This is a genomic window from Agrobacterium rosae, assembly GCF_002915175.1.
In the GTDB taxonomy this organism is placed as follows: Bacteria; Pseudomonadota; Alphaproteobacteria; order Rhizobiales; family Rhizobiaceae; genus Agrobacterium; species Agrobacterium rosae.
The window spans coordinates 448,162-462,265 of sequence record NZ_NXEJ01000004.1; the positions used below are offsets into that span (position 1 = coordinate 448,162).

Genomic DNA, 14,104 nt, shown 5'->3' on the forward strand with positions numbered 1-14,104 from the left:
AAAACGATGACAAAGAAGAGTTTTCTGGAATTCCATCAGCTTGATGCAGACACGTTGAACGCAATCATAGCCCGTGCCGAGGAATTAGCGCGGGCTTGGTCGTTGAGGACCATGCCGCAATGCCTGGCGGGAAAACGTTTGGCGGTCATTGCCGCTGATACGGGTTGGCGCAACACGACTGCGTTCGATCTTGGTATTCAAGCCATGGGCGGATTGAGCGTACAACCTCCCGTCCAATTCGACGTGCGTGAAACGACAGCCGATTTGGCCGGCTATCTCGACAACTGGTTCGATATTCTCATCTTGCGCACGCGATCTCTCGAAACATTGAGAGAGTTAGATGCTTGCTCAAAGGCACCTGTGATCAATGCCCGTACTACATCCAATCATCCGTGTGAAACGCTGGGTGATCTGAGCTATATTAAACGTCAGCGCGGTAATATCGAAGGCCTGAAAGTGGTGTGCGTGGCACCCGACGCCAATATTCTGCGCTCTTGGGTCGAGGCATCCATCGCGTTACCCATCGACGTCGTGCAGGTCTATCCTCAACAATGGCATGTTCGCGAAAAGCGGCTGCTGAATGAGCGTTTTCGCGCGAGCACCGATATGCGGGAGTTGATGAATGCGGATGTCGTTATTACTGATTCCTGGGTGCGCGATGGCGATCCAGAGCAATTGAAGCAGTTCCGCATAACCGCAGCCGTTCTGGATCAGCTCAAAACTGATGCCATTTTTCTTCCGTGTCCGCCCGTGGAGCGAGGCAGGGAAGTGAGTGACGACGCCATGGAACATATGCTTTGCCAGAGCCAAGTGGCGAAGGCTTACTTGCTCCACGCCCAGAACGCTTTGTTGGAATGGGTGGTTTCCGAGCCCTGAAAGAGCTGCCGACCCACACACATGCTTGAACCGAATCACCACGAGCGCTAGCATTGGTTTAGGCTTGACCCACGCCTCCTCCCTCCTATCGGGGAAGTACTGTCCGTATGGGGTGACCTGACTATCATCGAACCACCTGTTCGAGCGACGCATAAGGAGGGGTTGCGCGTACGGCTCGTAGAGGAGGTCAATCGATGACACTATCTGCACCCATATTTCAGTTGAAACGTCGGGCAAAGCTTATGGCCCGCGATCAGAAAATGCCGTTGCACACGACATTGGACGCGATAGCTCGGGAAGAAGGCTTTGCAAGCTGGAGCCTGCTGTCCTCGCATTACATGGCACTGAAAGAGCCGGAGAAAGCACTTGATCGGTTGCACGATGGCGACATGCTGCTGGTGGCTGGTCGCCCCGGGCAGGGCAAGACAAGATTTGCTTTGCGCCTTTTAGTGGATGCACTTCGGGATAAAAGACGAGCTATTTTGTTCACGCTCGAGTTTACGGAACAACAGGCCTGGCAGCACATCCGCACGATCAGTAAAGGCAATTCTGAGGTTGCCGATACGCTCCAGATCATGACGTCCAATGCAATCAGTGCCGATTACATCATCCAGCATCTTACAGGCGTGGAAAGAGGAAGTGTCATCGTTATCGATTTCCTCCAAATCCTGGACCAAGACCGAAGCAAGCCACCGCTTTCGGAGCAGGTTTTGGCTCTTGCTGAATTTGCGAGAAGGACTGGGGCAATCGTGGTCTTTGTCTCTCAAATCGACCGATCTTTCGACCCGGATGCGAAGCGACTTCCTGACATCAACGACATTCGTCTACCCAATGATATCGATCTGGGTCTCTTTACCAAAACATGCTTTTTGCATGGAAACGAGATGGATTTTAAAAAGGTAGCTTAGTGCCAAGGGCCGTCGTGGCAGCATAGAAAAGTTGCGACGGCCTTCCCCATAATGTTGAAGGCATCATTCCGCCACGGCGTTTGGCGTAACGGCATAGGCGTCATATGCGCCTCGCATGCGGTCTGCCTCTGATCTGTCGGGAAAGAGCTTGTAGCTTGGAGCCCAAATGCGTGAAATTTTCGTAATTTCAATCGAGATGATGCGCTGGATTGGATAATCGTCGCCAGCCATTTGCAGTACCTGTGCGCCAACGATCGCAAAATTGGCATCGTCCTTCTCAATGATAACGGCCGTTCCTACAATCTTGAATCCACGTTGGCGGAAGATATCAATGAAGCTGACGCAGACATTGGGGTCGGCGCGAATATTTCGGACGGAATTGGCCGAGGCAATATCAGCGACGATGATACGATCCTCGCCATAACTCGAAAAAATTTCCTTAGGACTTACGTTTGGAACGCCCGACGAATCTGCTGTGGCGAGCCAACATAAGACAGAGTTATCTATGTCGGTTTGGATCGCTTCATTGATTGTGTTCATCGGAATTCTCCCAACTACGCCCGCAACCTAACCACCACACACTCCCCACCAGCCTCCAACTCCTGAGCAAACGGCGCGCGTACGATCAGACAATCTGACTGCGCCATGATTTTCATCATCGCTGAATCCTGTTTGGTGAAGGCTTCGACAACTTGCTGACCGTTCTCGTGGCCGATGATTCGAGCGCGGAGATAGTCTTGCCTGATATCGTTGGCTTTGAGTGTCGTGGCGGTTCTGGCGGTTGTTTCGCGGGGGGCGATTGGGCGGTGGCTCAGTTTTTGGATGAGGGGTTCCAGAAAGAGCAGGCTGCATACGAGGCTGGCGACGGGGTTGCCGGGCAGGCCCAGCACCTGCATTTCCCCTATCGAGCCGACGATCAGCGGTTTGCCGGGGCGCATGGCGATGCGCCAGAAGTCGAGCACCATTCCTTGTGCCTTCAATGCCGCCTGAACAAGATCGTGATCACCAACGGAGGCGCCGCCCAGTGTGACGAGAACGTCGGCGCGGGCAGCCACGGCTTTGTCGATTGCGGCGCGAATGAGGGTTGCGTCGTCTGGCACGATGCCGAGGTCGAGAATGTCGGCACCGGCTTTGCGGGCTAGGGCCGAAACACCGAAGGTGTTCGAGGCGATGATCTGCGCGGCTTTGGGGGCCCCGCCCGGTGGCACCAGTTCGTCACCCGTTGCCAGAATGGCGATGACAGGCTTGCGATAGACGGCAAGCTCCGCATGGTTCATGGCAGCGGCGACGGTGATGTCCGTGAAAGCCAGTTCCGTTCCCGCCTTCAGTACCGCTTCGCCTTCCAGGAAATCCTGGCCACGGGGCCGAATATGTCTCCCTGCGGTGACGTCGAAGGTGGTGCGGATCTTGCCAGCGTCGAGAAGCTCGGCATCCTCCTGAATGAGAACCGCGTCGGCACCTTCAGGCAACGGCGCGCCGGTAAAGATGCGCACGGCGTGACCTTCACCGACTGTACCGGAAAAGGCATGACCCGCTGCTGCCGTGCCGATAACGGTCAAAGTCGAGCCCATCTGCGGGGCATCTGCTGCTCTCAGCGCATATCCATCCATGGCAGAAGCATCGAAAGGTGGCTGCGTGAGCCGGGCGTGCAGATCGCGGGCGAGAACGCGTTGATCTGCATCTGCCAGCGCTACGAGTTCAATGGCTGTGACAGGTGTTGCAGCACCCAGCAATCGCGCCTGGGCTTCAGCAACGGGCAAGAGGGGTTTCATGGCGTTTCCTCTTCCTGTGGCCGCCTGAATAAATCCGGCAGTGCCACGTTCACTCTTCTGTTCAGGCCTTGAAGTGACCGGATTTTCCGCCCGTTTTTTCCAAAAGGCGGATGGAGCCGATCTCCATGCCTTTGTCGGCGGCTTTCGCCATATCGTAGATGGTAAGGCACGCGATGGAAACTGCGGTCAGTGCTTCCATTTCGACGCCCGTCTTGCCGGACAGCTTTACCGTGGCCTGAACGCGCAGGCCGGGCAGGGCGTCATCCTCGGAAATATCCACCGAGACTTTGGTCAGCATCAAGGGGTGGCACAGCGGAATGAGGTTGGATGTCTGCTTGGCGGCCATGATGCCGGCCAGACGCGCCGTGCCGATCACGTCGCCTTTCTTGGCATTGCCATCGCGGATCAGCGACAGCGTTTCCGGCTTCATCTTCACGAAACCCTCGGCGACCGCAACGCGTATGGTTTCGGCCTTGTCACCGACATCGACCATATGCGCTTCGCCAGACGCACCGATATGGGTGAGGCTCAGATCGTCGCTCATTCGGCTGCCAGAATGTCGTTGCGGCCTGTCAGCAGCGTGTGGGTGGCAGCTGCGACGTCATCCTTGCGCATCAGGCTTTCACCAACGAGGAATGTCGTTATGCCTGATGTCTGGAGGCGCGTGCAGTCTTCGAAGGTGAAGATGCCACTTTCGCCGACCAGCAGTTTGTCGGCAGGAACCATCGAGGCCAGCCGCTCGCTGGTTTCCAGGCTGACGTCGAAGGTGCGCAGGTTGCGATTGTTGATGCCGAGCAGCGGAGAGGCGAGTTTCAGCGCCCGTTCGGTCTCTTCCTCGTCATGCACTTCCACCAGAACATCCATGCCCAGCGAGAAGGCTTCGTCTTCCAGGCGCTTGGCTTCGTCATCGGAAAGCGATGCCATGATGAGAAGAATGCAATCGGCACCCCAGGCGCGAGCTTCATGGACCTGATAGGTTTCGAACATGAAGTCCTTGCGCAGCGCGGGCAGGGCGCAGGCGTCACGCGCAGCCGTCAGAAATTCCGGCGCGCCTTGAAAACTCGGCGTATCGGTCAGCACCGAAAGGCAGGCGGCACCACCGGCTTCATAGGCTTTTGCCAGAGCGGGCGGATCGAAATCCGGGCGGATGAGACCCTTGGATGGGCTGGCCTTCTTGATTTCCGCAATGAGGCCGAATGTGCCATCCGCCTGTTTGCGCTTCAGCGCATTGTAAAAACCGCGCGGTGCGGTCTGATCGGCAGCCATGGCTTTGAGATCGGCCAGGGATACCTTGGCTTTCGCAGCCTCGATCTCTTCGCGCTTGTAGGCCTCGATCTTTTTCAGAATGTCGCTCATGGGCTTGCCCCTACTCCTCGTTCGAAACCGCAACCAGCCTGTCGAGGGCCGCAGCGGCCTTGCCATCCTCCAGAGAGGCGCTTGCGATCTTCATGCCATCTGACAATGTTTCGGCCTTGCCTGCGACCACCAGAGCGGCAGCGGCGTTGCACAGGGAAATATCCCGATAAGGGTTCTTGGCTCCGCCCAGAACGCCGCGAAGAGCGGCCGCATTGGCAATGCCATCGCCGCCCTTGAGGTCTTCGATGCTGGCGACATCAACGCCGAAATCCTTTGGCGTTAGATCGAAGGTTCTGATCTTGCCATTCTCAAGTGCTGCCACGTGTGTGGTGCCGGTGGTGGTGATTTCATCCAGACCGTCACCGTGAACGACCCAGATGCTTTCGGAGCCGAGATCACGCAGCACTTCTGCCAGCGGCACGAGCCAGCGTGGCGAAAAGACGCCGAGCAATTGTTTCTTCGCGCCCGCCGGATTGGAGAGAGGTCCGAGCAGGTTGAAGACGGTGCGTGTGCCAAGCTCCACCCGGCTGGGGCCAACATGGCGCATGGCGGAATGGTGAAGCTGGGCGAACATGAAGCCGAGACCGGCTTCGCTGACGCAGCGACTGATCAGTTCCGGTCCGATATCGAGTTTCACACCGAGTGCTGAAAGCGCATCCGCCGTGCCTGATTTTGAACTCAAGGCGCGGTTGCCATGCTTGGCAACAGGTACGCCGGTGCCTGCCACGATAATGGAAGCGAGCGTGGAGATGTTGTAGGTGCCAAGGCCATCGCCGCCGGTTCCGACGATATCCATGGCGTCGGCAGGCGCGGTGACGGGAAGCATGCGCGAACGCATGGACGACACGGCGCCGACGATTTCATCCACGGTTTCTCCGCGCACGCGCAGGGCCATGAGGAAGCCACCGATCTGCGATGGCGTTGCGCCGCCCGACATCAGAATGTCGAACGCCTGACGAGACTCGTCCCGGTTCAGGCTTTCGCCATTGGCAACCTTGGCAATCAGCGGCTTCAGCTCAGCCATGTCCTCATGTCCCCCGGATAGTGGCTTAGTAAGCAGCGGTCATGGCTTGATCGGCCGCAGCCTGATTGATGGTCACACCGTAATCGTTCTGGAGGCGGTTGACCATCTGGTCCAGCATATCGTCGCCAGCAGCATTTGCCATGGCGGTAATCTGCTGGTCGCTGTTGTCGAGCGCATCCGTTGGCGTCGTGGTGTTGACTTCGGTGACCTTGAACAGGATGCGGCTGGAACCTTCCGTATCCGGTGCTGCGCCAACGAGGCCCTGCGCGCCGGCGAAGACGGCAGACACGGCCTGCTGACCCAGAACTGCATCTTCGCTGGTGCGGCGAAGGCCCATCTTGGTTTCAACGCCAAGACCCATTTCACCGGCGATCGCGGCCAGAGCCTCGCCCTTTTCGGCGCGAGCCTTCAACTCATCCGCCTTTGCGGTCAACGCCGTGCGCTGCTGCTCTGCGGTCCAGTCGGCAACGACCTGTTCCTTGACCTCGTCAAGCGTACGGTCACGTGGCGGAGTAATCTGCTGAAGATCGAACCAGACGTAACCATCGCGACCGATGTTGACGGAAGGCGCATCGCCACCCTGTTCGGCCTTGAAGACTTCGGCCAACAGGGCAGGGGTCGGGAGACCTTCAACCGGGTTGCCCTTTTCGTCGCCGCCGTTGGAATCGATGGCGTTTACGGTCACTGGCTTGAGGTTGAGCTGAGTTGCCGCATCCGTCAGGGACGCGCCGCCGCCACGCAAATCTTCGTAACGGTCATGAACGTTGTTCAGTTCTTCAGCAGCTTTCGTCGTGGCAAGTGTGGTGCGAATTTCTTCCTTCGCCTCATCCAGCGTCTTCATGCTTTCGTTCTTGATGCCGGTCACGCGCAGGATAACCGGGCCGAAGGCACCGTCGAGAACCGCAGACACGCCGCCATCCTTCTGGATGCCGAAAGCCGCATCGGCAATCGATGGATCAGGAACGGTGTCTCTTGTGAATTCGCCAAGCGTTACGTCTGCGGGCTGCTTGCCCTGATCTTTCACGACCTGATCGTAGGTCGTGGTACCGGCGCGAATCTGTGCGGCCGCTGCTTCCGCCATTTCCTTATCGGCAAATGTCAGCTGCTCGATGGTGCGACGTCCGGCCGTGCGGAAGCTATCCTTGTGGGCCTCATAGTAATCAGAAATCTGCTGATCGGTAATCGCGCCCTGATCGGCAATGTCGGTTGCTTCGAGCTTCACATAGGTGAATTTGCGATATTCCGGTGCGCGGTACTGCGCCTTGTTCTTTTCGAACCATGCGGCAAGCACATCGTCACCCGGTGCCTTGACTGGATCGATATTGGCATTCGACAGAAGGACGTATTCAATGGAGCGCTGCTCATCACGATACTGCTTCAGCGCATTGACCAAGACCTGCGGCGGCTTGAAGCCATCCGAAACAGCATCGACGATCTGGCCACGCACGGCGACCTTGCTGCGTTCCTTGACGTAATCATCTTCATTGAAACCTGCGCCGCGCAGACGCTGGCTGAACAGGTTGCGGTCGAACTGGCCACTGGGCGACTTGAAGGCGGGGTCTTCAGCAATCAACGTTGCCAGACGGTCTTCGGAGAGGCCGAGGTTCATCTTCGATGCGAGCTCATCCAACGCGGCACCCGCAGAAAGCTGACTGAACACCTGGCGGTCGATGCCGAATGCTTTCGCCTGCTCCGTCGTCAGACGCGTGCCGAACTGGCGGCCAACATCTGCCAGCTGGCGCTGATAGGCAAAACGGAACTCGTTCGGCGTCACCGTCTGGTCGCCAACCGTCATCACGGCATGCGAGTTCGTCGACACCAGAGAAGCGGAAACGCCCCACACGCCAAAGGAAAGGACGAGGAGGAGAAGAAGAATCTTTGCCGCCAAAGTTCGAGAAGCATTTCTCAGGGAATCGAGCATCGTTATGCAAACCTCACAATATTTGCCCATTAGCCGGGTCTATGGGGCTTCCTTAAATCAATCCACTTTGAAATTGAAGGCTAAATTCCGTTGAAAAGCGCCTGTTTGCAAACGATGGCGTGAGGAAGCGGGTTTGAGGTGCCGTGTTATCGATGCGGATGACGGTGACATCAAAAAAGCCGCCTCACGAATGGGCGGCTGTTTGGGGTCGAAAACTGTTGGTATGGGACACTTTTGGCGCGATCAGAACGCCTTGTTGCGTTCCATCATCTCTCTGAAGTCCTCTCCTTCCTTGCGGGTTTCCGTCACCACCGAGATGACTGATGCAACAAACATTACGCTGATGAGGGCTATAAGCACTGTCAAGAATGTAAGCATGGAAGTATAACTCCAGAGGTGGTAGCTATATCACTCCCGACGGATCAGTAGTAGTTCATATACTGACTGCGGGCGGTAAGCTGAGGATAGTCAGGGCCGTTCTGCTGTGTCTTTTGTCCGTAAAGGCTGAACGTCGTTGCCAGCATCGCAATAACCAACATTGTCCAAGCTGTGCTGATCACGCCGATCTTAGCCGAAGTAGACTGTTTTTCTTTGATAAACATCTGTCTGTTCCTTTACCTGGGATTTGAACGCGCGATACTGAATCCAGTTCCGCTAAATTGTTAAAAATCGATTAGCATTGCGCCTGTGAAGCTTGCTTGAATGCTTCGTTCATCTGGCGTTCAGAAAGTCGGCAGTTCACGTCAATCCATAAAGACATATTCAACGACGAGGGATGTCGCGATTGCCAGGACCATCATGAAAACCAGCATTTCCGTCTCCGATTGGGGTTTGACGCCCGTTGCCATTCGATGAGACCGTTATAGCGATGCGGTTTGAAGCCACCCTGAATGGTGCATTCATACGCTGTTCAGGCACCTCCAACGGGTGCGTCACAGGATGCTTGCTACCCCAAGGTCTTGCGAAGCCCGGTCTTCCATGACAAAAGGCGGCACATTCATTTGCACGCCGCGCGGAAATATCGAGAGCGATATGACGATTGCCTTTTATCCCGGATCCTTTGATCCGATGACCAACGGACATCTCGACGTTCTGATTCAATCACTGAACGTCGCGTCCGAAGTGATCGTCGCGATTGGTATTCATCCGGGCAAAGCACCATTGTTTACGTTTGATGAGCGTGCCGACCTCATTCGTCGTTCCCTAAATGATGTCGTGCCGGATGCCGCGTCCCGTCTGAAGGTCGTTTCTTTTGGTAATCTTGTCGTGGACGCCGCCCGTGAACACGGTGCCAGCCTTCTGGTTCGCGGCCTTCGGGATGGCACGGATCTGGATTACGAAATGCAGATGGCGGGCATGAACAGGCAGATGGCACCCGACATCCAGACCGTTTTTCTTCCCGCCGGAACGGCATCGCGGCCCATTACCGCCACATTGGTTCGCCAGATCGCCTCCATGGGCGGCAATGTGGAAGCGTTTGTGCCGCAAGCCGTGCTTGAAGCCCTTAACAGCAAGCTGAAGAGATAATTCAGCCCTTTATCTGGAGCCCATCCAATGAAACTGCTTCGATCTGCCTTCGCTGGCGTCTTGTTCATCAGCGCGATTGCTGCCAGCAGCCTGGCGTCTGCCGCCGAATTTCTGACCATTCAATTGAAGGACGGTCCTGTTGTCATACAGCTTATGCCGGAAGTCGCCCCCAAGCACGTCGCGCAGATCAAGGCGCTGGCCGAAAAGGGCGCTTATGACAACGTCGCTTTCCACCGCGTGATCCAGGGCTTCATGGCCCAGACGGGTGACGTGCAGTACGGCAATATGGCCAAGTCCTTCAGCGCCCAGCGCGCGGGTACAGGCGGTTCCGATATGCCGGATTTGCCAGCGGAGTTCTCCAAGGTTCCGTTCGAGCGCGGCACGGTTGGCATGGCACGTTCGCAGGACCCGAATTCCGCCAACTCGCAATTCTTCATCATGTTCGACAAGGGCGCGTCCCTCAACGGACAATATACGGTTGTCGGCAAAGTCGTGTCCGGCATGGAATTCGTAGACAAGATCAAGCGTGGTAAGGGTGGAAACGGCGAAGTGACCGACCCTGACCGCATGATCAAAGTTACCGTCGGCAAGAAATAAAACCGGGCGAAAGCCACACTAGAAGGAGAGATACCATGGCCGAGATCAAGGATCCGGAAAACACCCTCATCATGGAAACAACGACCGGTAAGGTCGTCATCCAGCTTTTGCCGGAAGTGGCCCCAGGCCACGTTGCGCGCATCAAGGAACTGGTGTCCGAGCAGGCCTATGACGGCGTTGTCTTCCACCGCGTCATCACCGATTTCATGGCGCAGACCGGCGACGTGAAGTTCGGCAAGAAGGGTTCTGAAAGCTTCAACCCGGCACGTGCCGGTATGGGCGGCTCTGAAAAGCCTGACCTTCAGGCCGAATTCTCCGCCATTTCTCACGTTCGCGGCACATGCTCCATGGCCCGTTCGCAGAGCCCGAATTCTGCCAACTCGCAGTTCTTCATCTGCTTTACCGACAGCCCATGGCTGAACAAGCAGTACACGGTTTGGGGCCAGGTCATCGAAGGCATGGAAGCCATCGACAAGATCAAGCGCGGCGAGCCTGTAAAGGATCCCGATTCCATCGTCTCCATCCGCCTTGCTTCTGCAGCCTGAGCGTAGGATATAGACATTTGGCCCGCCTCGCAGGCAACTGCGGGGCGGGTTTTGATATTCTGGTGCCGTTTCTCCCTCATTCCTGTGCTCGTCACAGGAATGAGGGAAGACGAAAGCGTAGCACGGGAACCAGTCGCGAAAACTCTAAGAGCCCATCATGCGTGTAGACCTGTTCGACTTCCACCTTCCTGACGACAACATCGCGCTTCGCCCGGCCAGCCCGCGCGACAGTGCGCGTCTGCTCGTGGTCGATCCGAATGCAGGCAGCATGACGGACCATCAGGTTTTCGATCTTCCGAGCTTTCTGAAGCCCGGCGATGCGCTTGTCTTCAACGACACCCGCGTTATTCCCGCCCAGCTCGAAGGTGTGCGTCTGCGGGAGGGTGCGCCGGAGACGGCGGTGTCTGCCACGCTGCATATGCGCGCTGATGCCAGCCGCTGGAAGGCTTTCGCGCGGCCCGGCAAGCGCATCAAGCAGGGCGACCGCATCCGCTTTGGTTACGAGCGTGACAATGCCTGCGGCCTTGCTTTCCTTGAGGCGACGGTCGAGGAGAAGGGCGAGGAGGGTGAGATCACCCTGTTATTCGACGTCTCCGGCCCCGTTCTGGACGAGGCCATCGCCTCCGTCGGCCATATTCCGCTTCCTCCCTACATTGCGGCTAAGCGCCAGGAAGACGCGCAGGACCAGACTGACTACCAGACGATCTACGCTCGCGAAAAAGGTGCCGTTGCGGCTCCCACCGCAGGCCTGCATTTCACGCCCGCTCTGTTCGAAGCGTTGGACGCGGCGGGTATCGAGCGGCACTTCGTGACGCTGCATGTCGGCGCTGGCACGTTTCTGCCCGTTAAGGCCGATGATACCGAGGAGCACAAGATGCACCTCGAAATCGGCACCGTCTCCGAGGAAACGGCGGCCAAATTGAATGCGGTCAAGGCGAGGGGTGGGCGTATCGTCTGCGTTGGTACTACCTCGCTGCGGTTGATCGAAAGTGCGGCTACCGATGATGGGCAGATCATGCCCTGGTCCGGTCCAACCGGCATCTTCATAACACCGGGATATCGCTTCAAGGCAGTCGATATTCTGATGACGAATTTTCATCTGCCGAAATCGACGCTGTTCATGCTGGTGTCGGCGTTCTGCGGGCTGGAAACGATGCGCGAGGCTTATGGCCGCGCGATCAAGACCGGTTACCGTTTCTATTCCTATGGCGATTCCAGCCTCCTTTTCCGGAAAATTTGATGCAAGAGAACTTCACCTTCACCCTCAAAGCAACCAGCGGCGGCGCGCGCCTTGGCGAAGTGGCCATGCCGCGCGGCACAATCCGCACACCGGCCTTCATGCCGGTCGGAACGGTTGGCACCGTCAAGGCCATGTATCTGGAGCAGGTGCGCGAACTGGGTGCCGATGTCATTTTGGGCAACACCTACCACCTAATGCTGCGACCCGGCCCGGAGCGTGTTCAACGTCTTGGCGGTCTGCATGAGCTGATCCGATGGCCGCACCCGATCCTGACGGATAGCGGCGGGTTTCAGGTCATGTCGCTGTCTGGCCTACGCAAACTGGACGAAAAGGGTGTGACGTTCAAAAGCCATTTGGATGGCTCGCTGCACCATATGTCACCGGAACGCTCTATCGAAATTCAGGGCATGCTCGATTCGGACATCCAGATGCAGCTGGACGAATGCATCGCACTGCCTGCCGAGCGCAAGGAAATCGAGCGCGCCATGGAAATGTCGCTACGCTGGGCCGAGCGTTGCCGCGTTCAATTTGGCGAGCAACCGGGCAAAGCCATGTTCGGCATCGTGCAGGGCGGAGACCAGCCGGACTTGCGCATTCGCTCGGCGGAAGGTTTGAAGCAACTCGACCTCAAGGGTTACGCCGTCGGCGGTCTTGCCGTGGGCGAGCCGCAGGAAGTCATGCTCGGCATGCTCGACATCACCCTACCGGTTTTACCGACCGAAAAGCCGCGCTATCTGATGGGCGTCGGCACGCCGGATGATATTCTGAAATCCGTGGCGCGCGGCATCGATATGTTCGACTGCGTCATGCCGACCCGTTCCGGTCGCCACGGTCTGGCCTTCACCCGGCGCGGCCGCGTGAATATTCGCAACGCCCGCCACGCGGAAGATATGCGCCCGCTGGACGAGCAGTCCAACTGCCCGGCATCGCGTGATTACTCCCGCGCCTATCTACATCATCTCGCCCGCTCCAACGAGGCGCTGGGCGGCATGCTGCTCTCCTGGCACAATCTTGCCTATTATCAGGAGCTGATGCAGGGCATCCGCAAATCCATCGAAGAAGGCCGCTTTGCGGATTTCTACGCTGAGACCATTGAAATGTGGGCGAAAGGCGATATCGATCCCATCTGACGTTTTGAGGGATTGAACGGATTTGCTGACCGCACCCTATGTGCTTTTTCGCGATGACACGACCGGCTCGGTAACGCTGTTTACCGATCCGGAAGAGATGATCGTTGCGCATGAGGCGGAAGAGTTTTTTCCCGCTCTCGCCCGAATGCAGGCTGCGCGAGCCGCAGGCAAATACCTCGCTGGCTACATGTCCTATGAGGCGGGCTATCTCTTCGAGAAAAAGCTGGCACCGCTGGCGGGTGCCAAGCGCGATGTGCCGTTGCTGTGCTTCGGCGTGTTCACATCACCAGCCGGTGATGTGAAGCAGGCGAGCCCCGGTCCACTCATCAGTGCGGATGATTTTCTAAGCGACATCAGACCCGGATGGACCCTTGAAGACTACCGAAAGCAGTTTTCAAAGCTGCACCAGCATTTGCGGCAGGGTGATTGTTATCAGGCCAATCTCACCATGCCTGTCCACGCCCGCTGGAACGGCGATCCGCTCACGGCCTTCTGGTCGCTGATCGACCGGCAGCCGGTGAAATATGGAGCCCTCGTCAACCTCGGCGGCCCCGTCATCCTGTCGCGATCACCCGAGCTGTTTTTCGCGGTGCAGGACGGCTGGATCGAAACGCATCCTATGAAGGGAACGATCAAGCGCGGCGCTTCACCGGCACAGGACGCCGCGCTGGTTGCCGGGATGTTGAAGGACGAAAAAACGCTCGCCGAAAACCGCATGATCGTCGATCTGCTGCGCAACGACATTTCGCGCATTGGCGAAGTCGGCACGTTGGATGTCCCGAAACTTTTCGAGATCGAGACCTATCCCACCGTTCACCAGATGGTGAGCCATGTGCGGGCGAAGCTTCTGCCCGACATGACGGTAGAGGATGTTTTCGCGGCACTTTTCCCCTGCGGTTCGGTAACGGGTGCGCCGAAGATGCGGGCGATGGAGATCCTTCACGATCTGGAGATCGGTCCGCGCAATGTCTATTGCGGTGCAATTGGGATGATTTCACCCGGTGGTGACATGCGCTTTTCTGTCGCGATCCGCACGATAACCTTGTTCGAGGGTGGCAGGGCGACCTTCAATGTTGGCGGCGGGATCGTGTTCGATTCGACGGCGGATGCGGAATACGACGAGTGCTTGCTGAAGGCGAAGTTTGCTACGGGTGAGAAGCGGCTGGTTTAGCTTCTAGACTGTCGTCACATGTCAGTCCGCCACCGCC

Annotated in this window: 16 protein-coding genes; 8 read left to right on the forward strand and 8 right to left on the reverse strand. The window is 57.3% G+C overall.

Going from position 1 to position 14,104, the window contains the following annotated elements:
* Positions 1–6: 6 nt before the first annotated feature.
* Both CPJ18_RS09520 and CPJ18_RS09525 read left to right on the forward strand, forming a co-directional pair.
* Positions 7–876 (forward strand): ornithine carbamoyltransferase, encoded by an 870-nt coding sequence (locus CPJ18_RS09520; RefSeq protein ID WP_103657832.1) that lies wholly within the window; start codon positions 7–9, stop codon positions 874–876.
* Positions 877–1,070: 194 nt separating this feature from the next.
* The gene (locus CPJ18_RS09525; RefSeq protein WP_103657833.1) at positions 1,071–1,784 is read left to right on the forward strand and encodes a DNA helicase; all 714 of its coding nucleotides are present in this window, start codon (positions 1,071–1,073) and stop codon (positions 1,782–1,784) included.
* A 63-nt stretch (positions 1,785–1,847) separates the two neighbouring features.
* Here CPJ18_RS09525 and CPJ18_RS09530 read toward each other — a convergent pair whose 3' ends face one another.
* The 8 genes from CPJ18_RS09530 to CPJ18_RS09560 all read right to left on the reverse strand — a co-directional run bounded on the left by CPJ18_RS09530 (position 1,848) and on the right by CPJ18_RS09560 (position 8,459).
* Entirely contained in the window at positions 1,848–2,324 is a 477-nt protein-coding gene (locus tag CPJ18_RS09530) for a pyridoxamine 5'-phosphate oxidase family protein (protein ID WP_103657834.1), read from the reverse strand.
* A gap of 14 nt (positions 2,325–2,338) precedes the next feature.
* A complete protein-coding gene (locus CPJ18_RS09535; RefSeq protein ID WP_103657835.1) occupies positions 2,339–3,556 on the reverse strand; it encodes a molybdopterin molybdotransferase MoeA in 1,218 nt (405 codons plus the stop codon).
* A 61-nt stretch (positions 3,557–3,617) separates the two neighbouring features.
* Positions 3,618–4,100, reverse strand: coding sequence for a cyclic pyranopterin monophosphate synthase MoaC (moaC, locus tag CPJ18_RS09540; protein WP_103657836.1), 483 nt, complete (start codon positions 4,098–4,100; stop codon positions 3,618–3,620).
* A complete protein-coding gene (trpC, locus tag CPJ18_RS09545) occupies positions 4,097–4,912 on the reverse strand; it encodes an indole-3-glycerol phosphate synthase TrpC (RefSeq protein ID WP_103657837.1) in 816 nt (271 codons plus the stop codon). The genes moaC and trpC overlap by 4 nt, the downstream gene beginning before the upstream one ends.
* Before the next feature lie 10 nt (positions 4,913–4,922).
* Positions 4,923–5,936, reverse strand: coding sequence for an anthranilate phosphoribosyltransferase (gene trpD, locus CPJ18_RS09550; RefSeq protein ID WP_103657838.1), 1,014 nt, complete (start codon positions 5,934–5,936; stop codon positions 4,923–4,925).
* 25 nt (positions 5,937–5,961) lie between these two features.
* Positions 5,962–7,857 carry a peptidylprolyl isomerase gene (locus CPJ18_RS09555; protein ID WP_103657839.1) on the reverse strand — a complete coding sequence of 632 codons (1,896 nt, stop codon included), beginning with the start codon at positions 7,855–7,857 and terminating at the stop codon, positions 5,962–5,964.
* A 243-nt stretch (positions 7,858–8,100) separates the two neighbouring features.
* Complete coding sequence (locus tag CPJ18_RS27445; RefSeq protein ID WP_281063037.1) at positions 8,101–8,235, reverse strand: hypothetical protein; 135 nt, start codon at positions 8,233–8,235, stop codon at positions 8,101–8,103.
* A gap of 44 nt (positions 8,236–8,279) precedes the next feature.
* Entirely contained in the window at positions 8,280–8,459 is a 180-nt protein-coding gene (locus CPJ18_RS09560) for a hypothetical protein (protein ID WP_077101031.1), read from the reverse strand.
* A 430-nt stretch (positions 8,460–8,889) separates the two neighbouring features.
* Here CPJ18_RS09560 and coaD point away from each other — a divergent pair, with 430 nt between their 5' ends.
* The 6 genes from coaD (at position 8,890) to CPJ18_RS09590 (ending at position 14,067) form a co-directional block, all read left to right on the forward strand.
* Positions 8,890–9,384 (forward strand): pantetheine-phosphate adenylyltransferase, encoded by a 495-nt coding sequence (coaD, locus tag CPJ18_RS09565; RefSeq protein ID WP_103657940.1) that lies wholly within the window; start codon positions 8,890–8,892, stop codon positions 9,382–9,384.
* Positions 9,385–9,411: 27 nt separating this feature from the next.
* Positions 9,412–9,981, forward strand: a complete 570-nt coding sequence (locus tag CPJ18_RS09570) for a peptidylprolyl isomerase (protein ID WP_077122683.1) — start codon at positions 9,412–9,414, stop codon at positions 9,979–9,981.
* 35 nt (positions 9,982–10,016) lie between these two features.
* Positions 10,017–10,526: a peptidylprolyl isomerase gene (locus CPJ18_RS09575; protein ID WP_077101028.1), complete on the forward strand. Its 510-nt coding sequence runs from the start codon at positions 10,017–10,019 to the stop codon at positions 10,524–10,526.
* A gap of 157 nt (positions 10,527–10,683) precedes the next feature.
* Complete coding sequence (gene queA, locus CPJ18_RS09580) at positions 10,684–11,766, forward strand: tRNA preQ1(34) S-adenosylmethionine ribosyltransferase-isomerase QueA (RefSeq protein ID WP_103657840.1); 1,083 nt, start codon at positions 10,684–10,686, stop codon at positions 11,764–11,766.
* Entirely contained in the window at positions 11,766–12,896 is a 1,131-nt protein-coding gene (tgt, locus tag CPJ18_RS09585; protein ID WP_103657841.1) for a tRNA guanosine(34) transglycosylase Tgt, read from the forward strand. The genes queA and tgt overlap by 1 nt, the downstream gene beginning before the upstream one ends.
* 22 nt (positions 12,897–12,918) lie before the next feature.
* Complete coding sequence (locus tag CPJ18_RS09590) at positions 12,919–14,067, forward strand: aminodeoxychorismate synthase component I (protein ID WP_103657842.1); 1,149 nt, start codon at positions 12,919–12,921, stop codon at positions 14,065–14,067.
* Positions 14,068–14,104: the final 37 nt, after the last annotated feature.

Bases quoted from the DNA above. Each gene is read 5' to 3' on its own strand.
- CPJ18_RS09575 (WP_077101028.1), top strand. From the start codon at position 10,017: ATGGCCGAGATCAAGGATCCGGAAAACACCCTCATCATGGAAACAACG.
- CPJ18_RS27445 (WP_281063037.1), bottom strand. From the start codon at position 8,235: ATGCTTACATTCTTGACAGTGCTTATAGCCCTCATCAGCGTAATGTTT.
- CPJ18_RS09560 (WP_077101031.1), bottom strand. From the start codon at position 8,459: ATGTTTATCAAAGAAAAACAGTCTACTTCGGCTAAGATCGGCGTGATC.
- queA (WP_103657840.1), top strand. From the start codon at position 10,684: ATGCGTGTAGACCTGTTCGACTTCCACCTTCCTGACGACAACATCGCG.
- trpC (WP_103657837.1), bottom strand. From the start codon at position 4,912: ATGAGCGACATTCTGAAAAAGATCGAGGCCTACAAGCGCGAAGAGATC.
- trpD (WP_103657838.1), bottom strand. From the start codon at position 5,936: ATGGCTGAGCTGAAGCCGCTGATTGCCAAGGTTGCCAATGGCGAAAGC.
- CPJ18_RS09535 (WP_103657835.1), bottom strand. From the start codon at position 3,556: ATGAAACCCCTCTTGCCCGTTGCTGAAGCCCAGGCGCGATTGCTGGGT.
- CPJ18_RS09570 (WP_077122683.1), top strand. From the start codon at position 9,412: ATGAAACTGCTTCGATCTGCCTTCGCTGGCGTCTTGTTCATCAGCGCG.
- CPJ18_RS09525 (WP_103657833.1), top strand. From the start codon at position 1,071: ATGACACTATCTGCACCCATATTTCAGTTGAAACGTCGGGCAAAGCTT.
- CPJ18_RS09555 (WP_103657839.1), bottom strand. From the start codon at position 7,857: ATGCTCGATTCCCTGAGAAATGCTTCTCGAACTTTGGCGGCAAAGATT.
- tgt (WP_103657841.1), top strand. From the start codon at position 11,766: ATGCAAGAGAACTTCACCTTCACCCTCAAAGCAACCAGCGGCGGCGCG.
- coaD (WP_103657940.1), top strand. From the start codon at position 8,890: ATGACGATTGCCTTTTATCCCGGATCCTTTGATCCGATGACCAACGGA.
- CPJ18_RS09530 (WP_103657834.1), bottom strand. From the start codon at position 2,324: ATGAACACAATCAATGAAGCGATCCAAACCGACATAGATAACTCTGTC.
- moaC (WP_103657836.1), bottom strand. From the start codon at position 4,100: ATGAGCGACGATCTGAGCCTCACCCATATCGGTGCGTCTGGCGAAGCG.
- CPJ18_RS09520 (WP_103657832.1), top strand. From the start codon at position 7: ATGACAAAGAAGAGTTTTCTGGAATTCCATCAGCTTGATGCAGACACG.